A 24354-nucleotide genomic window follows, 5' to 3' on the forward strand; every position below is an offset into this window, starting at 1 on the left:
AAAGGTGTTTTTCCTGTCAATAAACTAAAATATTTTGTTCTAAGCTAGATAGATACAGGGTTAGAGGTAACTTTCGCTATGCGAAAGTTGAGTAAATAATAAACAAAAAGAATCTTACGCGCGTAAGATTCTTGGTACAAGCCGAAGAGAAGGATCGCACCCTTGAGCGGGATTGCCAAAAGCAAATCAGCCCCAAAGGCTTCAAGCGTCCTCTCGGGCTGATTTTTTGTGTGGATCATTTTCCAAAGCTGTTTTGCAACAGCCCTTTGTTTTATTAGCTTTATAGATAAAAAACTAATAGATAGATCGAAGAAATAACGATAGACAAAAGCATCAGGGGAAAAGCTAATTTCATAAACTGAATAAATTTAATGGGAATACCATTCTTTTCAGCTAACCCTGCAACAATAACATTGGCAGATGCCCCAATCAGGGTTCCATTACCTCCTAAACAGGCCCCTAATGACAATGCCCACCACAGCGGCTCAAGTCCCTCCTGAGATATTCCACCTAAATTGCCCATTTGGTGAATCAAGGGAATCATCGTTGCTGTAAAAGGTATATTATCAACAAAAGCGGATGCAATGGCCGACAGCCATAAAATCAGCATGGCAGTAAGTTTAAAATTACCCTCAGTTACATTAAATGCCCATTGTGCTAAGCTATTAATCCATCCCGTTTCTACTAAACCTCCAACTAGGATAAAGAGACCAATAAAGAAGAAAATCGTTGGCCACTCTACGCTTAGTAAGATTTCTTCAGGTTCTTCACGAGTTATAAACATTAGTATTGCTGCACCGGTTAAAGCAACCGTTGCAGATTCCATGTTCAAGGACTGATGCAAAATGAATCCGCCCAATATTAAAATTAGAATAACCATACATTTCTTTAACAGTCCATAATCTTTTATTTGATCAACGGGATTCAGTTCAATCAGGCTCTTCTTAAGATCTTCGTTCACATTAAGTTTCTTTTTATACAACACATAGAAGACACTCATTGTTGCTATGAAAATAACTAAAATTACCGGAACCAAATTAACTGCAAAGTCAACAAAGCCAAGATGAGTCTGGCTGCCAATCATAATATTAGGGGGATCTCCTATTAAAGTTGAGGTTCCACCAATATTACTGGCAAATATTTGACTCAAAAGAAAGGGTACAGGATTTAGATTAAGCTTATCGCATATGGTAAAGGTTATCGGTACAATCAGTAAGACGGTAGTTACATTGTCTAACAGAGCTGAAAGTAAAGCCGTGACTGAGGCCAAAGCAATTAATATCCGTATAGGTTCTCCTTTTGCAAATCGTACTGCCAGTAGACCAAGATACTGGAAAACTCCTGTTCTCCTAGTAATTCCTACTACTATCATCATTCCTACCAATAAGCCTAAGGTATTCCAATCGATGTGCTCGATGGCAGTTTCTTGAGCTAAAACTCCCGCTGCAACTAAGATCATACCTCCAAGCAGAGCGACAACAGTACGATGAAATTTTTCCGAAATAATTAATGCATAAGTCAGACAAAAAATAATTAATGCGAGAGTAGAATGCATTGTGATTTAATACTTCCTTTCTATCTTTTAACACTAGTATAATCAGGATGTTGCTAATTCTAAATTAGCAACATCCTGTACAGTATTTTAACACAATTCATTTATTTTTGTTAAATATATTGTTTCAATCCATATAACAATTTCCAATAGGGGGTAAACTTATCGCTTATCTCTCCCCCCAATATTTGTAACTCTAATTTTATGTATTCAAATTCAACTTAACTAAGCCAAAGGAGAGAATAGCAATTTTTGTTCCCAATTTGAAATGGGGCCTTTTCAACTACTACTCCTCCCCGATATGTCAGAATATACTTATAATTCGTTAATTCTATTAAAATACCTTCTAATTAATACCGTTAATTCCCATCAAATTTTATACTGTATACATATAAAATTTTCTCTTGTCAACGGGTAAATAAAATGTTAAGTTTATACCAGATTCAAATGGAGCAATGACGCTCTTTGAAGATTTATTGTATAATCTTTAGGGGAGCGTTTTTTTGTTTTTTTTCAAAAAAGCTAAACTTAAAAGGAGGCAATAATCAATGGATATTTTTGGGGAAAACGTCTTTAATGACGCGGTGATGAGAGAGCGTCTACCAAAAGCTACTTACAAATCTTTGCACAAAACAATTGTAGAGGGACTTCCTCTTGACCCTGAGGTAGCTGAAGTCGTGGCCAATAGTATGAAGGATTGGGCCATTGAAAAAGGAGCAACCCATTTTACCCATTGGTTTCAACCAATGACCGGCATTACTGCGGAAAAACATGATTCCTTCATCTCTCCAACCAGTGACGGCCGAGTTGTTATGGAGTTTTCCGGTAAAGAATTAATTAAAGGTGAGCCTGATGCGTCCTCTTTCCCAAGCGGGGGTATCCGTGCAACCTTCGAAGCAAGAGGCTATACTGCTTGGGACTGTACATCTCCAGCTTTTCTCAAGGAAGATGGCGGTGTCTTAACTCTATGTATCCCTACAGCTTTTTGCTCTTATACAGGGGAAGCCCTGGACAAAAAGACTCCTCTCTTACGATCAATGCAAGCTCTTTCCAAACAAGCCTTGCGCATACTGAAACTTTTTGGCAATACTACATCTACATCTGTTACCAGTACCGTAGGTGCAGAGCAGGAATATTTCCTCGTAGACAAGAAATTCTTTGACCAACGTATGGATCTCATGCTTACCGGCCGGACTTTATTCGGAGCCATGTCAGCAAAGGGTCAAGAACTTGAAGATCACTACTTTGGAAGTTTAAAAACTCGAGTAGCCGCATTTATGCACGACCTCAATATTGAATTGTGGAAGCTGGGCGTTCTCGCCAAAACTCAACATAACGAAGTGGCACCAGGACAATTTGAGTTAGCTCCCATCTTTGGCACTACAAATATTGCCACTGACCACAATCAACTTGTTATGGACACTATGAAAAAAATCGCCTTGCGTCATGATATGGTTTGCTTGCTTCACGAAAAACCCTTTGCAGGCGTTAACGGATCCGGAAAGCATAACAACTGGTCAATGTCTACAAACGATGGGCTTAATCTCTTAGAACCCGGCAATACCCCTCATGAAAACCTCCAGTTCCTCACATTCTTATGTGCCATTATTAAAGCCGTCGATGATTATGCGGAACTTCTCAGACTATCCGCTGCTACCCCCGGAAATGACCACCGTCTCGGAGCAAATGAAGCACCACCTGCTATCATTTCGATTTTCCTCGGCGACCAGCTTTCGGATATTTTCAAACAGCTGCAAAATGGTGGAGTCACAAGGTCACTTCAAGGGGAGAAATTAGCCAGCGGTGTAAGTACACTGCCTGCCTTCAAGAAAGACTCAACTGATCGAAATCGCACTTCCCCCTTCGCCTTTACCGGTAATAAATTCGAATTCAGAATGGTAGCATCTTCACAATCCATTTCCGGACCTAACGTAGTACTCAATACAATCTTTGCTGAAGTCTTCTCGCAATTTGCAGATCGCTTAGAAAATGCTGAGAACTTTGATCAAACTTTACAGCAACTTCTTAAGGAAACAGCCATGAATCATAGTCGGATCCTCTTTGATGGCAACGGCTATTCTGACGAGTGGGTAGCAGAAGCAGCTAAACGTGGTCTTCCTAATATTACCTCTACCGTTGATGCCGCACTGGTTTTGCTTCGTGAATCTACCGTTGAATTGTATGGAAAGCACGAAGTATTAAATAAAACTGAATTAGAATCGCGCTATGAAATTAACTTAGAACAGTATTCAAAGCAGATTAACATTGAGGCACTGACAATGATTGATATGGCTAAACATAAGATCATTCCTGCTGCCGTCAAATATTCCACAGAACTGGCAAATTCAATTAATGCTATTAAAGCTGCTTCCAGTGCTGTCGATGTCTCTGTCCAAGAAAACCTCCTCATTGGACTATGCTCAACCTTGGTATCCTTTAATGCCAATTTAAGCGCTCTTGAAAGCGTTACTTTAGAAGCAACAAATCTTTCCGAAGCCTATGAGCAAGCAGTATATTATCGAGATGTTGTCTTTAAAGCTATGGGAGCACTAAGAGTTGACGGAGATAAACTGGAGGCACTTGTTGATGCTGAACTCTGGCCTCTCCCCACTTATGCTGAAATGCTATTTATGCTCTAATAGGGCCTTTACTCCAACTAAAAACATCATAGTATGTTAATGCTTAATTAGGGGCTGTACTTCATAGTACAGCCCCTAATTTTCTCCATACGACCATTCGTTCTGATTATAATCTTCACACAACTAAAAGATGGGATTTCTTAGGATTTACTCCTTCGTTTAATCCTACTACATAATAGTTTTAAAGAGTTCTTCTTCCTCACCATCTACACGAACAGCTATGGCGTCTAAAATCTGCTTTGTATCGTTGCTAAATAGACGCTCCACCATCCATGATGATGGTTTGGCCTGTCACATAAGCAGACGCTTCGGAGACCAAAAAAAGAACTGTTCTGCCCACTTCTTCCGGCTGAGCGATTCTTTTCAAGGGGATATCCTTAAGTTTCTCCTTCATCATTGCTTCATTACTCCATAATGCCTTACTGAAAGTGGTTTGAACATATCCCGGGGCGATTCCATTGACTCGAATATTATGTTCTCCCAGCTCCTTAGCCATAGACTTTGTCAGCATGATAATTGCAGCCTTGCTGATACTGTATAATCCCAACCCGTACCCAGGAGTTACTCCAAGAATGGAAGCAATATTCACGATGGCCCCCCCACCCTGGCTAATCATTGATTTTGCTGCTAACTGGCTAAGGAGGGTATAGCCTTTAAGATTTGTATCCATGATTTGATCATACATCCTCTCTTCCATATCCACAATGGGGCCCATGGCTGGATTAGTTGCTGCATTATTCACCAAAATATCAATTCTGCCAAACTCATTCTTAATGGTTTCTACTAGATTACGAATATCTTCACTTTCACGACCATGAGCTGTTACTGCCAGCGCTCGTCTACCCATTCCGCGGATTTCATTGGCCACTAATTTCAAATCCTCAAGTTTTCGACTGCTAACCACCACATCAGCGCCTGCGTCGGCCAAAGTTAAGGCAATAGCTTTGCCGATACCTCTGCTCCCTCCGGTTACTAGGGCAACTTTTCCTTCCAAGGAAAGATATGAATTATTCACGTTTTTCCCTCCTCATTTTTATGTAAATTAGCTAACTCATCTTTTTTCTTCCAGAAAACATAATGCCAATGGCTTAATAAGATTTCCTAACTCTACCTTATCGCCAATGATAGTATTTCAAAAATAATGACGGATATATCTCAAGACAACTATGGCTATCTCCATTATATAAAGTTAGGAAGATTCTTACAATACGAATTTAGAAAAATCAATCAATTCCTCCAGGCCCTAGCGTTCTATCATTTCTGACTTACCAAGCCATTAGACATCATTTGTCGAGGCGAGTTACACTAATGTAGGAGCAATTTTCAATCCTTCACTAGCCTCTTTAGCGACATAATGATAGTATTGTCTGACATTTCTAGTTAGGGCTGCTTACCAAACCAAACCGCTTTTTTCCTCTTAGGCAGGAATCCTTTGATTTTTTCGCCCCAATATCCAACTGAGACTATGGGCATCCCGACAAGGGTGGGGGACTTCTCCTCTTGTACCAAGAATCTTACGCACATAAGATTCTTGGTACAAGCCCGCTCCCGTGTAAGCATGATTGACTCCCGGGTTATACTGATATCGACAGCAGTTCCACTACCATCCTTGATACTAATAATATTCCCATACGGATCATAGACATATTGCCTGTAAACATTACCGTTTGAATCCGATGCTGAAGTAAAACACAGATACCATGAATACATCACCTTTGCTTAATTAATTGAATCCCCCATCTCCCCATTTTTTTAGTTGGGCGCAGTCAGTTTATTTAATTTTTGTAAGTAATTTCAGGGTTTAGTTCCTTGAATTATTTAAGGTGTTATAAAATAAAGGCAACTGCATTTGCGAGTTGCCTTTTAAATAATAAGTTATCTACCTTTGTGCTTTTCTTTTTTCTTTTCTTGTCGAAGCTTAAATTTCATCTGTTCCTCGGCTTTCCATTTTTCACTGTTGTTTCCACGTCGCTCAATTTTAGCCTCTTCGTGTTGAAGTTTAAGTGCCTGCTGAGCTTTTGTTCCAACACCATTATTGGAAACCTGCTTATTAATCAACTTTTGAACTCTTTTAGGATTAACACGTCTCTCAGCCACCTTCTCCGCCACAATAGGGAGGCTAAACTTCAAATTAGACCAGTTATGGAGAAGGAACTCGTATATTTCATAATCCTTAGGCTCTCCTCCAAACACGATTCTAGCAACTTCCAACTTGTCATTGTATACCCTTTCACAAACAGCTACCCAATAAGGATCTTCAAAGAAAACCGTCACGTATGATTTTATAGACACAATAAGCCACCTCCTGAAGGTACAAACTTACAAAGAATGGACAACCCAGGAGGGCAGGTTACTGACAGCATGTTCCGCTGCGTCCGGACTACCAACCGGAACTGTGTTTTTATCTTTGCAAAATCAGTATACAATAATTTTACACTATGTATCAATAGATGCCATATTTAGAGCAAGCCGTCTCAAAGACATCACTGAAATGCCACACCCGACAGGCTTGAGTACATCATTCCGGTAGAGCGGGCAACTCCATGCAAAATCGCTGCATACGAGCCAGGTTACTGGCATCCGCAAGAAAAATGACGAAGGAGCAAAATCTTATGCTAGCAGAGTTTAAAATTATTAATGATCCCCTGCGTCCCAGTATTTGTACAAATCTTTGTTCGGTTTGTTACAGAAATACAAATGAAGGTAAGAAAATTGGCTGCTGTTCCTATGAACCGGAATTTTGTCTTTTTGATTTAGTTTTTATCTATCTGCATTACCCGGATATTTATAAGCTCATCTTAGAAAAAGGTTCAATTATAATGGGCTTTAACGGTATTATGATAGAAATGAAAGTTGGCTTGAATCATTGCCCCTTCGCCAGTGAATTGGGTTGTACTTTGCCAAAGGATGCCTTGCCTCCGGTGTGCCGCCTATATATTTGCCGAGAGGCCGCCGTTTTTGGCCCCCCAATACTCGACGATAGATTTAATGAATATTTATCAAGCGAGGAATACAACCTAAATATCTACTTAAATAGTAAACTCACCTTAGAAATGGGAGTTACTAATTCCGGACTCCATAACTTCATCCTGGAATATTCTCAAACCGTTAGCACCATGATTGCGGAAATCAATAGAAATAACCCTCTGATTGAAACTTTCAGTAAGGAAATAGTCATTGAGAATTTCGGGTTAATTCTATAGTATTCTGAGCCTATTCAGAGATCGTCTAAAATAAAAAGGCCCATAAGTTGATCTTGCAATCGACTATGGGCCTCACGTTATTATTCTATTTGCTACTCTTTAGTTACTGTAATACTTGCATTCTGAGGCAGAGCCAAACCTGCTGCTACCTCAACAGATTTCATCATCCCAGATAAGCCTGGACAGCTGGGATGGGGGCTGTGCTTAGCAAATATTTCGTACACTTTCCCAGTATGGAGTTTTTGAAAAATCTCTTGGAAGGCATCTACTTCGTCAAGTTCTGCCGCGATTTTTTGGTAATTCGGACAATCACTGGTGATTTCAAGTTTTACTTTATGATTATCACCACTAGTAGCTTTAACATTGATGGTAAAACCACATGCTCCGGCCTTAATAACTCCTGTTGCCATGAATATGCACCTCCAACTATGAATTTTCATGTATTGTGTGATGGGCTACTTCTTAATTTTGCTTTCCGGGCGTTTAATACCTAAAACAGGTGCCGAGTGATCTTTTCCTAGATAGAAATTTGACCATGAAGAAGTCTGGTATAAATCCCAGTTAGCCGGGGGTACCGGGGGAACGTCTAAGGTTGCTTCTTCCCCGTATTTCTTCAGTCTGGCATAAGCTCTGACCCATACACATTTCTTTTCTTTAGGGAAGACTTCGCACCAACCATCTAAGCTTCCGCCACAAGCACCGTTACGTTGATTTTTCGGACATTGAGACATTGGGCATAGATACCCTATGTCTAATATAGCACAGTCGCCGCAATCCTTACAGTCAAGCATGACAACTTTGGCAATATGTTCAACGGCGTGAAGTCTCTTTTCGGCTTTCTTCTTACCTTCTGCAGCATGATACATACTGCGCAATACTGGGAAAAGCTTTTTATCTGGGGTGAACATGAGACTGTGCATCCCTCTCATCATTGAGTTCATTGCTCCCGCAGGCGCATCTAAGGGGCGATTAGCACGATTTGTGGGACGATCCGTGTTTAGCCCCGTCTTCTCGTCTTTTTCAAAATAGTAGAAACCATTATTTTGAGGATAATCAAATTCCTTAATATAGTCCTGCCAATTAGGGCTGAGTTCCTCACCTTTATCAATGATGTATTCAACTTGTTCGTATTTAAGGTTGTGCCCGCCAATGTGTACTCCGGCAAAGCCCATTCCCTTCATAAAGGCATACATCTTAGCAGCTCTCAGCATACGTTGCCCGACACCTTTATCCTCAGCAGTCTTTTCAGTATTCAGTTCAGCCAAGAGTTTGTCTGTTACGACGCAGCCCGGTAATTTATTTTGATTCATGACATTTGCCGCTCCATAGGGGAGGACGTAAATATTTCCTACAACCGGTACATCCAGGTTGTTTACCTTTAAGAATTGGAGGACTTCATGACACTTGCGAGCATCATAACCCAACTGAGTAACAATAAATTGTGCCCCACCTTGGATTTTCTTTTTCATTTTATAATACTGAATCATCAGCTCAGCCTCTGTCGACTTAAATGGGGAAACAGCCGCTCCAGCAAAAAAGTCACTGGGGGCGTGATAGGTTGGCCCCTTCATACCTGGCACTTCTAAGCCTTTATTCATCTCTGTGATAAGTTGTAGCGTATTCGAGGGATCTAGGTCAAAGACTGGCTTAGGTCGTCCCTTGAACCCGGAATAAGTATAATCCCCGGTCATGACTAAGAGGTTACGTACGTTTGCACGATCGAGTGCATATAATTGACTCTCCATTTGGTTGCGGTTCTTGTCCTTACAGGTAAAATGTACAAGTGGCTCAATTCCCAACTTGATGATTTCCATTCCCAAATAATCAGCTAAGATTGCCGGATTTCCTCCCGGATTATCCGTGATGGTTAGCGCGTGCACCCTTCCACCTTTTGCAGCCTGTTCTGCCGAGGCAATGGCAGTTTGTTGAGCCTTTTCATTGGCGCCTCTTCCTGGAACCAGTTCCCATGTCACAGATAACGTATTCTTGTCGAGTAACGATTCTTTGAATTTGTTCTCCATTCCTTTGTTCCTCTCCTTATTACAAAAATGTTCTCTGGGCACATTGTCCATTTATTCTCTAATCATTATAACTCTTCTGGGACAATTATTTAAGGTGTTTTCAGTTTTTTCTCAACTTTTGATTAACTTAATTTTTCTAAATAGAGGCTATTCATGAAATAGTTTGAAAATGTGGCGCTGCCACCAAGTTCTATATGACCAATTTTCTTATAAAGTTCCTCGGTCATCATCATCTCCTCATGATTCAGAAGTGTTCGTATTGCCCCAACATGAGCGGCATTGCCAACCATTTTTATCTTTTCCGGTGGAATATCTGGAACAAGACCAATACTTAAAATGTTCTTGGCTTTTAGATACGTCGCGAAGGTTCCCGATAGAATGACGGAATCAAGATCTGCAACACTTATGCCGGCCATTTCAACCAATGTCTTTATTCCAGCGCATACCGCTCCCTTGGCCAATTGTAATTCTCCAACATCTTTTTGACTAATGGTTACGTCGGATCGTTGGCCTGTACCATAGGCTAGGATAAATTCACGAGCTTTTTCAGCAGGACGTATGCGATTCCTGAGTTCTTCAGAAAGATTGTCAGCTGTTTCAGGAACGGCAATTTTTCCTTGTTTATTAATCACTCCGGCTCTTTTCATCTCGTCAATTGCCTCAATAAGACCTGAACCGCAAATTCCGATAGGTTCTTGGCCACCGATTACTTCACAGTGCACACCACTTTCCGTAATGCTTACCCCTTCAATAGCGCCTTGTTTTGCTCTCATACCATATGCTATTCCGGCACCCTCAAAAGCAGGACCTGCTGCAGTAGAACAAGCCATCATTATCTTGTCTGTCTTTAAAAACAATTCACAATTAGTACCTAAGTCGATCAGCAAGTGATTCCCCCGCTCCAATACTTCCGGAGCTCCGACAATTGCCCCTACTGTATCACCGCCAACAAAGCTCCCGATGTTAGGGAGCAGGAATATCTTCCCTCGCGGATTAATTTCCAGTCCCAATTCATGGGCAGTAAGATCTAATGGTCGGTTACAAACCGAGACAAAGGGCGAAACCGCTAAGTGAGAGACCTCTAATCCCAGTAAGAGATGATGCATGGTGGTGTTACCAACAATGGCCATTTTGACAATCTCATCCTTGTGAATAGCCACCTTGGATTTAATTTCTTTTAACAAATGATTAATGGTTCTCTTAACAGCACTCTGCAAGGCTAGTGCATTTTCTTTACTCTCTTTTGCAAATGAAATACGAGAAATTACATCTGCACCATAAGCTGTCTGTTCATTCTCGATTGAGACGACCTTCATGAGGTTACCGGTGATTAAATCGTATAAGGCCACTCCTACGCTGGTTGTCCCAATATCGACAGCCACTCCGTACAATCGCTTTGAGGTGTCTCCGGGTTCAATCTCCAATATCTCATTTTCAAACAAGGTTACGGTTAAGACATATTTTTCTGATCTTAAGACCTCTGAAACTTTCCTAAGGACATGTAAACTTGGGTAAGTGTAACTCCTACCGGTAACAGCGCTGAGAGCATCTACCACGCGATCCCAGTCTCCCCTCTCATCCTGTAAGGAAGGCTTATCCATGGTTAAGCAAATCTTTTCGACTCGTGAATCAACAGCATTTAACTTTAGTCCTAGAAGAGCACTTTCTTTGCGATCTTGGCTTTCTACGAAATTTAATTCAATGACCATTCCCTCTTCAGGAACAACTGTACAGGCCAGACGAAATCCTGCCTGAATTTCTACTTCATTAAGATGTTTTAAATCCTGAACACTTGGCTCTGGAAGATTCCCAAGCATGCGAACTTTGCATTTCCCGCAGGTTCCCTGACCATTACAAACATTCTCCACAGGCAGTTGATGACGGATAAGGGCACCCATTAAGGTTTCATTATTCTCAGTCTGGATGACTCGGTTAGGGAGTATCTTGATTTCCATATTGTCCTCCTTTAGACGATTTGATAATTCTATTCAAGCAGTAAAACGGCGATCATTGTTAGAAACTTTTCCGATATATGAATATTCGCTCTATAGCCCAGCTTTTCCTTCTTAATTACACCCTAACTAGGAAGTCCGCAAGTTCTTCCGGAGAATTGACAAGAAAATCCGGGTTGCCTTCATTAATTTTTTCAGGTGTATGCCATCCCCAGGTAACTCCTATAGTTTTTGTACCGGCATGTTTACCTTCTATCATATCCCCTTTTGTATCCCCAACATAATAGGCAGGAATACCGGGATATAAGGATATTACACTGAGGATCTTTTTTATCTTGCTCTTTTCCTTCTCAGCACCAATGACATCTTTAAAACAGTCAATCCCATTAGAATTTAAGATTTGTTTAGTGGCCTCGGAAAGGTTTGATGTAATAACATATACATGGTGTTTTTCTGCGATTTTGTTAAGCGCTTTGCCGATACCATTAAAAAGCTCAAGATGAGTTAGTTGCTCATTTTGTAATAGTTCATACCGCTTAAGAATCTTATCTATGGTAGATTCCGTAATTCCTCGACTAATCATTGTCTCGTAAACATTACCCTCGAAAAGTGAAATAACGTCTTTCGGCTCATTGATTCCTTGAAATCCATTCTCTAAACAAGCCTGAGAAAAACGGGAAATAAAAACATCTAACGAATCAACTATAACACCATCATAATCAAACATTACAAGTGCCACATTTTTACCTCCTACAACCCTAACTAACTATGTACAAAAGAATAACTATGTACAAAAGAATTCTATTATATAAGATCCCCAACTCTTTTTAGAGAAGGGGATCTTATACTAAAACTTGCTTATAGCACTGCCGCTATTAAATTTGTCCGAATCAATGTCTCTATAAGTCAAGATACTATTATCCTAAGAAGTCAAATTGGTTGTTACGGAAAGCTTTGAGGTAATTAACGCAATAGTCATCTCGTCCAGCAAGAGCTTCGGCTGTGACTAAGCTTGCCATCATCATTTTATCGAGAGGGTTGATAATAAGACCATCTAAACCTTTACCAATAGCCATAATTGCGAAGGCCTGGTTCATGAATTTACGGACAGGAAGCCCATAGGATACGTTTGACAGACCACAAATTGTGTGGACTCCTTTAAAGCGAGTCATAATTGCTTCTACGGAATTAATAAACTCCACAGCGAAGGTATTATTAGTTGAGACTGGTTGAACCAAGGGATCTACATAAATATTTTCTAGCGGAACATTGTTTTTGACCAGTCCATCGATCAGTCTTTCAGCAATTTTGAGTCGTGCATCCATAGTTTCAGGCATACCCTCATCACTCATACACAAAGCAACTACTTTTAAATCAGTTCCGGCAATCACTGGAATCAAGGCATCGTAACGATCCTTTTCCAATGAGATGGAATTGATCATGGCAATTCCTTTATGTACTGACAAAGCTGCTTCAATGGCTTTAGGATCTGGGCTGTCAATACAGCAAGGTGCATCAACTGCTTCTTGTACGGTTGTTACGAGCCATTTTAAGTATTCTGCTTCTTTGCCGACGAAGATACCAGCATTAACATCGATAAAATCTGCCCCAGCTTCACGCTCATCCTTAGCCACCTTTTTGATATATTCAGCATCTTGGGCTTTGATGGCTTCCCCGATAGCCTTACGACTTGCGTTAATTAATTCTCCAACTACTAACATTGATAGTTCCTCCTCATAATTACTTAATCTAGATGGTGCTGCAAATATATATAGCAAATTTCATGCCAAAAACCTCTGACTCAGATTATTCTGATTTACTCGATTATCAATGGATTCTTCTTAGGTAAGTCTTATATTATAAATGTAAACAGTAATTAACGAACTTAATCAAGTCATTCTTGACTTCAAGTCTAAGGAACTGACTTTAAAATCAAGTCAATTAGACTCATAATTCAGAGTCAGTTTTGTAGTCAAAATTTCAGCCTTCAAGTTTAGCTGCTTTATATCTGGAATGTTTGACTTATCTGACTTAAAAGTACTCATTCTCCTTAAGAATAGGAGCTTATTTAGCTGTGAGCCTACGGGCAGTTTCTACTGCGCCGGGAGCATCTGTACTCCAACCATCTGCCCCAATTTTGTTAGCGAAGTCTTCTGAAACAGGAGCACCGCCCACCATAGTCTTAATGCTTAAACCCTGTTCCCGTATTGCTTTAACTGTAACTTCCATAAAAGGCATTGTCGTTGTTAATAGAGCAGACATACATATAACGTCAGCGTTTTTTTCTTTAGCAGTAGCAATAAACTTATCTGTATCCACATCTACACCAAGGTCATAAACCTCAAACCCGGCTCCTTCCATCATCATCGATACTAAGTTCTTCCCGATATCATGCAAGTCGCCTTTAACAGTTCCAATAATAATAGTACCTTTTTTATCACTATCCCCTTGAGACAGTAAAGGCTTTAATACCTCAAGTCCACCTTTCATAGCTTTGGCTGCCATCAACATTTCCGGAACAAAGAACTCTCCTTCAGAATAGCGTTGCCCAACTTCATCCATTGCCGCAATCAGACCATTGCTTAAAATCTCTGAGACATCTGTTCCGCTTTTTACCTCGGCATCAACAAGTGATACTACTTTATCAACACTAAATTCTACAACTGCATCATAAATATCTTGTACACTCATTTTATTATCTCCTTTTCTGTTCAATCATTCAACCTTTATCTTGAATTTTTCAGCTATTTTTTCCTTCCCTATCAAAGGCTCCACTTAGCATCTCCGGCAACAAGTCCCTTGAATTGCTCACGAATTTTAGCATCTAATTCCTCAGAAAAACGCCCCTTATTTGGTTTGCTCAATATTTTATTAGCCTCTTTCATGGCACGAGCGTGAGCATCAGGTTTGCCTTGATCTTCCCAACGACGACGCATTTCTCTGGTGGCAACTTTCGGTAGGACAGCTATGGTACGCATATTTTTCAGCGTATGATCTGCGTCCATGTAGCTGCCGCCAGGTCCGACTTTAGCTATCAGATCTAAGCACAAATTTTCTTCACTGTACTCATAGCCCTTTTTGATTCGTTTGAGCATCAGTGCTACTTCGTTATCAATTACGGCTTTACCGAAGTCAAAAGCCATTAAACTTCCCAGTAGACCACCCATATTAAATAAATCTGCCCCAGCAAGTAACGCTCCCGTGGTGTTCATCCCTGTTTCATAACCGGATTGAGCATCATTCGTGTGAGCATTGGTTAAGCCAATGTATCCGCCGGAGGGAACATTGTAGAATCTGGCCATCTCTGTGTGGGCCATTTGCAGCATACCCGTTTCAATTGCACCCGGTGCATAGGCGCCTGTCCTCATATCAGCGACTGTTGACAATACTGCGTAGATCATTGGGGCCCCCGGACGAATCATCTGGGTTAAAGTAGCTAGACCTAAGAATTCAGCATTACCAAGCGTCAGCGTCCCCATTAAACTAAGGGGTGACGTCATGCCTGCATTAGGAACTATGGTTCCGTAGACCGGTAATCCTTGTTCGATTAAGTAAATAACCGCTTCAGTAGATTCCACATCAAAGGTCAATGGAGAGACAACCGGACAGTAATGATGGTTGATAAACGGGCGTTTACGATACTCTTCTTCCCCTCCGGCTATCAAATACCCTAGCTCCAATACATCTTTAAGATCCTCCATGTTAGGAGTATTACTGCGGACGGGTTTTTTACAATTTTTCAAAGCCGGATAAAATCGCGAAAGACTAAACTGTCCTTCCGGAGCATCATCAGCTAACGTGGAGATTGAGAACACGTCAAATCCCGGCAACTCGTTAATTAAATAGGCAATATTGGCTATATCATCGGAGGTTGCCCGTCGTTCTTCCCCTGTTTTAGGATCGATAATATTGGGTGCAGAGCTTCCCGTTACGACGACTGGACGATCTCCAGGCATAGTTATATCAAACTTGGGATCTTGAGCTGTAAAGGTATAGGTTGGCACAAAGGTTTCTCGGGCTTTCTCGACAACCTCTCTAGGGAATTTAACCATCATTGACTCCGTATCAACTTTGCAGCCATTTTGGGCGAAGATTTCCAGGGCCTTTTGGTTACGTACCAACATCCCTACATTTTCGAGGATTTCTAAGGAAGCTTCATGAACTCGCTCTACTTCTGCTTGACTAAATATCTTTGTGAATTCCACAATTCTGTCCCCTTTCCAATTCTAAATAATCTTTAATAACCTAACTGGTTGCAAGCCATTATAGTGATTTTGCAAGGTCGGCAATCTCAGCTTTGTGGTTTTCTATCCAATTCATTAGGCGGACATGATGTTGCAAATATGCAATATACTCGTACTCATTTAAATTCTTTCCGGCATAATAGGCTACGACATCCCAGTTAATCAAATAGACGTTAGCTGCAGCCATCATTGTTGGAAAATTCTCAAGCTCTACTGAATTAAGGGGTTCAAGTTCTCCTAATTCAATCAATTTGCGTTGATAGGCCTTGAGAAAGATGACACATTTATCAATGAGCAAGACTCCATCCTGTTCATCCGTCCATGAACTGCAGCAATAGTCCAAGGCCAGACAAACATCAAAGAGACGATAATCAATCTTCGACCAGTCAAAATCAAAGATTCCTACAACCTTGTTATTTAAATACTTCAGGTTGCCGGCATGAAAGTCATTATGGCATGGTGTTGAAGGCATTCCTTTTAGTGAATCCTCTGAGATTTGTGATCTTCCGATAACCTCTAATATCGAGTTAAGTTTACTCGTGTAATATCTATGGAACCTAGTATCAATATCTTTTTGTGCCAAAGACTTGTATTTTTCCGGAAGTGTTGGAAGGAAATCCATAATCTTTGGTTCTACACGTTTTAAGCCTTGTGGGTCAAAGTCCTTGGCTGCATTGTGGAATGATGCCAGTACTTCAGCTGCACTTGCATACTCTTCATCCGTTAGATTCGGAGTATCCCAGGTATATAAGTCCTCTCCTGCTAAGAACTCATATACAGCGAAAAAGATATCTGTGGCATTTTCATTGACTCCTTCGGTTTTTTTGACGAAGGTTAAACCATCTTTCGTACGAATTAATCCAGCTGCAATATCTAAACCGTGAGCCTTAGAGTAATCAATCATTAAATGTTCAAAGACAATTTCCGGTTCTGTAATTCCATATTTATACTTTCTTACAAAGTATTCGTTTCTCTTTCCGTCCTTTTCAGTATATATACCGAAACTTCGATTGACATATCCGCCAAATATTTCGTAAACCTCAGTAACTTTCCCCAGATCGTAATCTCTCAGCGCATCGACAATTTGATTTCGAATCAAGATCGATTCCATAGATTCAAAGAAATGAGCAGCGATTCTTTTGAGATCTTCACTTTGTGTGAACATGGAAAACGTTTGGTTAACACTTAATGCATCAAGAAGTCTCATCTTACTTGTATTCATGTTAATCCTCCTATTTTAAATTCTCATGGATTGCGTTGAAAGAATTGAGTGAAAGGTCTTACTATTATTAATCATAGCATTAAAAAAATTTTTTTTACTAACACATTTCTGCTCGTTTTGACGCATTACTACCAATTGAATATTCCCACTATTTCGCAGATACTGATGTTCTTTGTCGAACATAATCAGAACGCCTGTCTCGGATACTGTGCTCCTAGTACGTTAAGAGGTAGATAATTCACTTGAGTAAATTATCTACCTCTAACGTCTTTGTTTCTATTTCAATTTTTTGGAGATTAATTTGGTCAGGTTGTCCTCCAAGAATGAACGCACTTCAAATGCATCTTCAAAGTAATAATCAGCACCTATTCGCTTGGCAAAGCTTGCATCAATTGGTGCACCTCCGACAATGATAATGAGGTTTTTGCGAATTCCTAATGACTCTAATTCGTCAATTACTTCCTTCATTGCTGACATTGTGGTAGTTAGCAAAGCCGACATCATTAATATGTGAGGTTTTTCTTTTTTTACAACCGCTGCAAACTTTTTCGGAGTAACATCTACTCCTAAGTTAATAATCTCGGTGCCCGTGGACATAACCAGCATTTTTACTAAGCTTAACCCGATATCATGGAGATCCCCGGCGACGGTGCCCATGACAATTTTTCCGGTACAAATCTTCTTAGTACTTTCAAGCAATGGCTCGACGAGGCTTAAACCAGCATGCATTGCCCGAGATGCCATGAGGACTTCAGGAACCATTACCCGCTGCTTGCGGAACTTTTCAGCTACTCGATCCATTCCAGCGATTAAGCCCTTTTCGAGAACTGACTCCGCAGAAAAACCCTGTGCTAAAGCTCGTTGGGTCAAGGCCATGCTTTGTTCAGCATCTCCAGTGGCTATGGATTTAATGATTGCTTGAAAGAGCACAACTATTCACCTTCTAATACAAGCTGTTTTTATAAGTTAAGGGAGTAACCCCAATATACTTCCTAAAGACTTTCGAAAAATAGCTTTGGTTTTGAAACCCTACAGCTTTTGAGACTTGAGCAACACTAAATTCTGGTTTCTTCATTATTTCAACTGCTTGCTCTACTCTGACTCTGGTTAAATAGTCATTAATTGTACAGTCTAATTCTTCACGAAACAGTCTTGAAAGATGGGAAGGACTGATAAAAAGGTGCTGAGCAACATCGTTAACGGTAAGAGGCAAGGCATAATTCTCCATGATAAAATCTCGAGCATTCTTGACTATGGCAATATGCTTCTTATCTGCTAAAGTGAAAATACTCTCTAAAAAAGTCTCCACAATCCGTTGAATTGTATAGAAATACTTTTCGACTCGTTCAAATCCTTCCATTTCTTTATTGAAATCTTTGAGGAGCTTCATAATTCGCTCAGCATTTGCGCCGCCTTCAACGGCAGCTCTTGAGGTCAATGTCGCTAATTCTATAATCCTGACCTTAATCGTTTCAAGATCTCCTAAAGTTTTTGATTGAAGGTCTGTCAAAAGACTTTGCAAAGTTTGATTCGCCCTTGTTCTATCGCCGAGACGGATGTAGCGCAAGAACTTCCGTTCCTTTTTCAAATAAACATCATAATCACTAAGTTCCGGTAAATTATTTTTCTTCCGTTCCTCTATTTCATGGCGAATTTGTTGCTGTTGCAATCGAGTAGCATTAATTTCTTCTAAGCTATTAATATTGCGTTTAATCATATGGTTTACAACCACAAAAAGCATATCCGCAGCAGCTTGTGAGCGCAGCGGAGAAACAACTTCAAGCTTACAAGCCATATTTTTTAGCCGCTCAAAATTCTCTATTCCCGCATTAAGTTTCTTTAACTCCTGATAGAAAAAATGGTCGGGTTCCCACATAAGAACTTGCCCACAAATAATACTTCCTCGAGAAACTCCCTGAATCATAATCGGAACAGCCCAGATAACTAGCCCGGCATGACAACGAAAGAAATAGGGTTCTTCCCACTTGGCAGCTTCAAAATTAGCACGCTTATAGGAGTCCTGACATTTTCTTTCCCCTTCAGGCTGGGAGCGGATGTAACGGCAGAATTCACTCCGTTCGATATTCCCTAGCAAAGATACTGTGACTCCTTGGTTATTAATTGCCTCGATATGTAGTCCGGTTGCGTTATGAAAGCTGCCTAAGCTTTCTTCCAAATAATTAGGATCTAGAAGGTTAGAATCTAATGTTTGGAGCATTGAACTCATCCTTCCATCAGAGGTTTCTTAGGGTTTCTTAAACATATTAATAAAATACCTAAAGTTTTTCAGATACTATGAATATTTAGTTAACTAATTTTCCAATTATTTCGTCAAAGATTAATCAAAATCCTTTTTTTTAATAGTTAATTACAAAGAAATTAATGATAAAGCAACTGAAAAAGTGCTTTCCTCCAATCGCTAATCCAGATAATCTCATTACCTACGAGCTAATGTAAAATTAACGATTAAATACTAAGGTCTTTAGAACCACCGGCACAACTCTGCCACCCATCAGAGGCTTACCGATATCGATATAATCACAATTATCAACTTCAATCTGATCAATACAAATGACCTCTAAAAGTCGATTTGCTGAAGCATGGACACACTGCCCTAAAACTTTCCCACAGTCAGCCTCTATAACAAGAATTAGGGGTTTGTCCTTTACTATATAATCCTGTAAACCTAAAAGCAGACCTTGAGCCAAGCTATTAATGTCAGAGAAGGACATGGTTCGAGGCCCTTTCATAGCTATGGCTACTACACCCTCCGAGTGATCCATCTGAAGTCTGATAATCTCGTTCCTGATAATTTCTGCTATCTTCAGGGGTGTCTCGGGAATTATCGCTGAAAATGGAGAAACAACCATTACATTACGCAGCGGCAAGGTAGTTTCCTGAAGATGAATCGTACTGCCACTTAAATTAACCGACTGTGTTCCTGTGCCAATGACAGTTGCTCTAACAGTTTCATTAGGCTTCTCCAATACAAATCCTGCGCTCTTCAGGCTCGCTTTAAGTTCCCAGCCCAGAAGAGGCCCGAAATCTCCAAAGGCAGTCACTTCTGTCATTGTCGTTGGTTGATTTTCAGCATAAACATAATCTGCAACCCCACCGGAAATCATCACTTTTCGAATTTGGTGCCCTAACTGCAATGGAGGAGTCATCAGCAGTTTTTGGGTTAAATCAGAGTGTAAAGGTGTTTTTAAAACTTCAACAACACTTGCCGCCATTGCTTGGACAACGGGGCGAAGCTGAGGAAGAGTTACCCGCTCCCCTACCTGCAATCTTTGTCCAGTAATCTGTAAAGCGATCTTTGCCGGCTCAGAAATATAAGTTATGCGATCTCCATGACGCTCAAACTCGATTAAATGTCCACCAACATTTATGCAGGAAGAATCCACGGCCTTGCCTTCAAAAAACGTAGCATAATTGGAGGTTCCGCCACCTACATCGATATTGACAACAACTTGATGTCTCTCGGAGGAATATAAAGCAGCTCCCGATCCTTTACCAGCAAAGATCGCCTCTAAATTGGCGCCTGCAGTTGCTACCACAAAGTCGCCTGCAAATCCGGCCAAAGCATCAATGATAGCTTTGGCATTTTCCTTCTTTGCTGTTTCTCCAGTAATGATCACCGCACCAGTGTCGATCATCTCAGGGCTAAGTCCTGCTGCCTTATATTCACTCTCTAAAATCTTAGAGATTGCAACAGCATTTACTAAATCACGGTCTATAAGGGGAGTGAAATAAATCTGACTGCGATGAATGACTTCTTTATCCGTAATTTCTACATGTGGAACTAAGCTGCCCGAAGCAGTGTTTTCGATGGTTAATTGACTAATCACCAGTTGGGTAGTTGTGGTTCCAATATCAATGCCCACGCTCGTGATCCTTTGATTATTCGACTCGGGCATTTTATCACCACCCTTATTTCTGCTGGTTTAGTTTAACGCCACTTGCTTTGGCAGAAAGGATCTGTTTGATAACATCGGTAAGATGTGCACCTGCCTCAGCCGGCGGGATGCCCCCTTTATGAATATTCGAAATAACTGTACGATCTGCTTCTACAGTGTTTTCATCAGGTCGATAGATCATATAAGCACTGAGGCTCTCAGCTGTTCCAAGCCCCGGACGCTCTCCTATCAAAGAGATGACCACATCACAATTGACAATTGAAGCAACATGGTCTTGTACCCATACCCTGCCGTTTTTGATGAAAAAGGGGGCCCCTACTTTGATGCCTGACGATTTTAACCCTTGCATCAATGCAGGCAATAAATCCGGGATATTAGCCTCAATGGCACTTGAACTTAAACCATCGACGATTAAGATCTGAACTTGAACATTTTTCTCACATTTCTCTGCAATTGATTTGGCTGCCTCTTCCGATAAACGGCGTCCTAACTCGGGCCGTTGGAGAAATTCATCCTTACTGGCAGCAGCACTTTGGACAGACATCATGTTCATCCGTTGGAGAAACTCCTCAGAAACGTCGAGGAATACTGCATCCTGAGCGACGGCATGATCTGCCAGAAACCGCAACAATGACATTGTTTTTGGACGTGTTCCGGCTCTGCCAATTCCAATCCGAGCCGGGGTCAGCTTCTTCATAGCCCTTACTGCGTCTGCATTAAAGGGATTGGCAATTTGCATTTCTTCTTGGGGAGGAAAAGTAACCATCTCCTCAGATTGCAGGTTAGGGACGATAGGAGTATCCATCATTGCTGCTGACATCATATGGTCTTTCCCTTTTTGTGAAAGCAGCCCCTTCCTAGCCAGTTCTTCCATTACACTTTGGATAATAACTTTCTCTAATTCGTTGTTCTCGACTCCCACCTGATTCGCCTCCCTATTTATCAAATATGGATGGGTCTCCGGCTCTCTCAGTAAGTTTGCCGTTCTCTAAAATTCCCATTTTCTCCAGCCACTGCTCAAACTCAGGAAGCGGTCGTAACCCTAAGATTTCGCGGGTACTTGCATCATCATGGTAACTTGTATCTTGATAACTCAACATAACATCGTCGCCGCCCGGAACTCCCATGAAGAAGTTTGAACCAGCCATGGCACAAAGGAGGGTTCCCATCTCCTGATCATTTTGATCTGCTTTCATATGGTTTGTATAACAGGGGGCAATCCCCATGGGCAATCCATGCAGTTTACCCATAAATAAATCTTCTAAGTCAGCTCGGATTACTTCACGACCTGAATAAATGGTCTCAGGCCCAATAAATCCGGAAACGTTATTGGTCATGAATGGACGATAGCCCCGGGCAAATCCATAGGTCCTGGCTTCTAAGGTCATCATATCGACACCTAAATGAGCATCAAGTGAAACCTCAGAACCTTGTCCGGTTTCAAAATACATAAGATTGGGGCCGGTGGCCGATCCCTTACGCTGAGCCAATGCAAAAGCCTCATCTAGAATAGCAGCGCTAACACCGAAGGCATCATTAGCCTTATGAGTTCCGGCTATACTCTGAAAAACAAGATCAACGGGTGCTCCTTTTTCGATTGCTTTCATTTGTGTTGTCACATGAGCCAGTACACAGTTCTGAGTTGGAATTTCCCATTTTATCATGAAGTTCTTGACTGTATCTAAGAGACGGGATACTGTCTCAACATTGTCTTCCACGGGATTAATTCCAATCACGGCATCCCCCGAACCATAAGCTAACCCTTCCTTTAGAGAAGCTAGCATCCCTTCGACACTGTCTGTCGGATGATTAGGCTGACAACGAAAAGCCAGAGTTCCGGGTATACCTAGTGTGGTATTACAGTGAGATTGAACGCGCAGCTTTTTAGAACCACAAACCAAATCCATAGTCGACATTAACTTAGCGACTGCAGCGATCATTTCACTTGTCAGTCCGCGGCTGATATGAAGCAGGTTTTCTCCTGTTGTTTTGTGGTCTAAGATATATTCTCTTAAATAGCCAACCGTCCAGCTTTTGATTTCTTGATAGATTCTCAGGTTTAGTCCATCATAAATTGCTCGGGTAACTTCATCCTCTTCATAGGGAATGACCGGGTTATTATAAATATCCTCCAGAGTAAGGTTACTGAGAACCAGTTTAGCTGCAACACGTTCGGATGCTGATTTCGCAGCAATACCAACTAATTCATCACCAGATTTTTCTTCATTGGCTTTAGACATAACCTCTTTAAGACTCTGGAACGCAAAAATTTTATTGTAAACTTTTGCCTTTAAAATCATTCAACGATCCCCCAATCTGACATAATGTCCTTATTCGCAAAAATCAGCCCAGTTAGCCGGATAGGTACAATAGAAAACTTTACAAAACGTTGGCGAGGAAAAGACGACCTGGCTTCCCTTAGGAATGTACACTACATCTCCAGGTTTAGCTCGGAAGACTTGCCCTTCTACTTCAAGAACGAATTCTCCTTCGATGACGTAATCGACTTCATCGTAGTTTAAAAACCAAGGCAGCTGAGAATGATCAAAGGTCATGAAACCTGAGGCCAGATTTCCCACCCGAGAGTCAATTACGTCTACCAGCCCTACTTTTTGTCCGGGAGGCGCTTCCGGAAATGGCTGAATTACAACCGTTTCTCCTTTGACATGGGTCGCTTTCGGGTTTGCACAGGCGGGTTTAAGAACCTCTCCCAAAATTTTTTGTACGGCCTGTTTTAAGTCCGCATCCTTTGTGTCTGTAGTACGAGACTGTGAATTGATGAGTTGTACACCTGCTTGCCCTACAACATTGCGACTGATGATTTCTTCTCTGCCTTTGCTAATGGTAATCCCCAGTTCTTTAGCAAGATCCTTAGCTGATGGGGTTAGGACACTGTCTTCTTCTAAAACGATATTTTTTCCTAATTTGGCCATGTCCCGCAGAACGGCTGCCGAGATAAATCGTCCCATAGTACACCTCCTTAGTCGAGGCTCGAGGTTCGATGCTCGATGCTCGATTTTTTTAGTTTTCGTTATTAGTATTTGGGCTTAAACTTAGCGCTCTGCGCCTCGTTTTTCCTTTTTGGTTCTTCCTTTAGTGCTTATGTACTAAAGGATCAATAGTCCTGGTCGATTTTACGACTGGATACTCGTTTCCATAATTCTCGCAAACCTACTCTGAGCTCTGTGCTGAATTCAGTTCCTTAATGCTTTCTGGGCTTCGTGCCTCATGCTCCGACTTGTTCTCACATCCAGTTCAGCATCTTTTTCGAACCTCGTGCCTCGTGCCTCGATCAAACCAAGCTTTCAATAAGCTGCTTCGCAGGCCTGGGGATGACAACTTGACGGATAAGGAGCCCCTTTTCACTGGCCAGGGTGCTTCCTTCTTCCACGGCGGCTTCGACGGAAGCAACTTCTCCGGTGAGGAGGGTGTAGCTTTTACCCCCAATTCCAAAAGCGAGATGTAAGAGCAGCGGCTCCACATCTCCGGCTTTGACTGCCGCATCTGCCGCTTCGATGAGGGAGGCAACGGTAAAGGTTTCTATGATGCCTAAGGCCTTAATATCCTTTAGAGCGTTCGCTCTTCCGATGGCGGGCAGGATTGA

General features: G+C 41.2%; 21 protein-coding genes. 2 read left to right on the plus strand and 19 right to left on the minus strand.

Translation table 11 applies throughout. From position 1 onward, the window contains the following. Positions 1-280: 280 nt before the first annotated feature. Entirely contained in the window at positions 281-1555 is a 1275-nt protein-coding gene (locus tag BLS16_RS21695; protein WP_092335697.1) for an ArsB/NhaD family transporter, read from the minus strand. A gap of 545 nt (positions 1556-2100) precedes the next feature. Between BLS16_RS21695 and BLS16_RS21700 the strand changes: the two genes are divergently transcribed. Then, complete coding sequence (locus BLS16_RS21700; protein WP_092335698.1) at positions 2101-4191, plus strand: glutamine synthetase III family protein; 2091 nt, start codon at positions 2101-2103, stop codon at positions 4189-4191. Between the two features lie 250 nt (positions 4192-4441). Here the strand turns inward: BLS16_RS21700 and BLS16_RS21705 are convergent, their stop codons facing one another. From BLS16_RS21705 to BLS16_RS21715, 3 genes are all read right to left on the minus strand, one after another. Continuing rightward, entirely contained in the window at positions 4442-5206 is a 765-nt protein-coding gene (locus tag BLS16_RS21705) for a glucose 1-dehydrogenase (protein WP_092335699.1), read from the minus strand. 365 nt (positions 5207-5571) lie between these two features. Continuing rightward, entirely contained in the window at positions 5572-5901 is a 330-nt protein-coding gene (locus BLS16_RS21710; RefSeq protein WP_092335700.1) for an RHS repeat protein, read from the minus strand. Positions 5902-6066: 165 nt separating this feature from the next. Further along, a complete protein-coding gene (locus tag BLS16_RS21715; protein ID WP_345788552.1) occupies positions 6067-6483 on the minus strand; it encodes a YjdF family protein in 417 nt (138 codons plus the stop codon). A 320-nt stretch (positions 6484-6803) separates the two neighbouring features. Here BLS16_RS21715 and BLS16_RS21720 point away from each other — a divergent pair, with 320 nt between their 5' ends. Next, positions 6804-7394 (plus strand): hypothetical protein, encoded by a 591-nt coding sequence (locus BLS16_RS21720; protein ID WP_092335702.1) that lies wholly within the window; start codon positions 6804-6806, stop codon positions 7392-7394. Between the two features lie 92 nt (positions 7395-7486). Here the strand turns inward: BLS16_RS21720 and BLS16_RS21725 are convergent, their stop codons facing one another. The 15 genes from BLS16_RS21725 to BLS16_RS21795 form a co-directional block, all read right to left on the minus strand. Then, positions 7487-7804 (minus strand): DUF6951 family protein, encoded by a 318-nt coding sequence (locus tag BLS16_RS21725; protein ID WP_092335703.1) that lies wholly within the window; start codon positions 7802-7804, stop codon positions 7487-7489. Positions 7805-7849: 45 nt separating this feature from the next. Then, entirely contained in the window at positions 7850-9415 is a 1566-nt protein-coding gene (locus tag BLS16_RS21730; protein WP_092335704.1) for a methylenetetrahydrofolate reductase C-terminal domain-containing protein, read from the minus strand. A 122-nt stretch (positions 9416-9537) separates the two neighbouring features. Further along, positions 9538-11370 carry an ASKHA domain-containing protein gene (locus BLS16_RS21735; protein ID WP_092335705.1) on the minus strand — a complete coding sequence of 611 codons (1833 nt, stop codon included), beginning with the start codon at positions 11368-11370 and terminating at the stop codon, positions 9538-9540. Positions 11371-11485: 115 nt separating this feature from the next. Then, positions 11486-12106, minus strand: a complete 621-nt coding sequence (locus BLS16_RS21740; protein WP_092335706.1) for an HAD family hydrolase — start codon at positions 12104-12106, stop codon at positions 11486-11488. A gap of 178 nt (positions 12107-12284) precedes the next feature. Further along, entirely contained in the window at positions 12285-13088 is an 804-nt protein-coding gene (locus BLS16_RS21745; RefSeq protein ID WP_092335707.1) for a methyltetrahydrofolate cobalamin methyltransferase, read from the minus strand. A 343-nt stretch (positions 13089-13431) separates the two neighbouring features. Continuing rightward, the gene (locus BLS16_RS21750) at positions 13432-14058 is read right to left on the minus strand and encodes a corrinoid protein (RefSeq protein WP_014902515.1); all 627 of its coding nucleotides are present in this window, start codon (positions 14056-14058) and stop codon (positions 13432-13434) included. A gap of 71 nt (positions 14059-14129) precedes the next feature. Then, entirely contained in the window at positions 14130-15572 is a 1443-nt protein-coding gene (locus tag BLS16_RS21755; RefSeq protein WP_092335708.1) for a trimethylamine methyltransferase family protein, read from the minus strand. A 58-nt stretch (positions 15573-15630) separates the two neighbouring features. Further along, the gene (locus BLS16_RS21760; RefSeq protein ID WP_092335709.1) at positions 15631-16833 is read right to left on the minus strand and encodes a phosphotransferase; all 1203 of its coding nucleotides are present in this window, start codon (positions 16831-16833) and stop codon (positions 15631-15633) included. A gap of 276 nt (positions 16834-17109) precedes the next feature. Beyond that, positions 17110-17763, minus strand: coding sequence for a corrinoid protein (locus BLS16_RS21765; RefSeq protein WP_092335710.1), 654 nt, complete (start codon positions 17761-17763; stop codon positions 17110-17112). A gap of 13 nt (positions 17764-17776) precedes the next feature. After that, positions 17777-19051, minus strand: a complete 1275-nt coding sequence (locus BLS16_RS21770) for a PocR ligand-binding domain-containing protein (RefSeq protein ID WP_092335711.1) — start codon at positions 19049-19051, stop codon at positions 17777-17779. 241 nt (positions 19052-19292) lie between these two features. Continuing rightward, positions 19293-20750, minus strand: coding sequence for an ethanolamine ammonia-lyase reactivating factor EutA (locus BLS16_RS21775; protein ID WP_092335712.1), 1458 nt, complete (start codon positions 20748-20750; stop codon positions 19293-19295). 13 nt (positions 20751-20763) lie between these two features. Continuing rightward, positions 20764-21672, minus strand: coding sequence for an ethanolamine ammonia-lyase subunit EutC (gene eutC / locus BLS16_RS21780; protein WP_242876399.1), 909 nt, complete (start codon positions 21670-21672; stop codon positions 20764-20766). A gap of 13 nt (positions 21673-21685) precedes the next feature. Then, positions 21686-23050 (minus strand): ethanolamine ammonia-lyase subunit EutB, encoded by a 1365-nt coding sequence (locus BLS16_RS21785; protein ID WP_092335713.1) that lies wholly within the window; start codon positions 23048-23050, stop codon positions 21686-21688. Between the two features lie 30 nt (positions 23051-23080). After that, positions 23081-23719, minus strand: coding sequence for a cupin domain-containing protein (locus tag BLS16_RS21790; RefSeq protein WP_092335714.1), 639 nt, complete (start codon positions 23717-23719; stop codon positions 23081-23083). 323 nt (positions 23720-24042) lie between these two features. Beyond that, a partial coding sequence (locus BLS16_RS21795) for a BMC domain-containing protein (protein WP_143015562.1) occupies positions 24043-24354 on the minus strand: 312 nt, incomplete at its 5' end.

Source organism: Desulfosporosinus hippei DSM 8344 (assembly GCF_900100785.1).
In the GTDB taxonomy this organism is placed as follows: domain Bacteria; phylum Bacillota; class Desulfitobacteriia; order Desulfitobacteriales; family Desulfitobacteriaceae; genus Desulfosporosinus; species Desulfosporosinus hippei.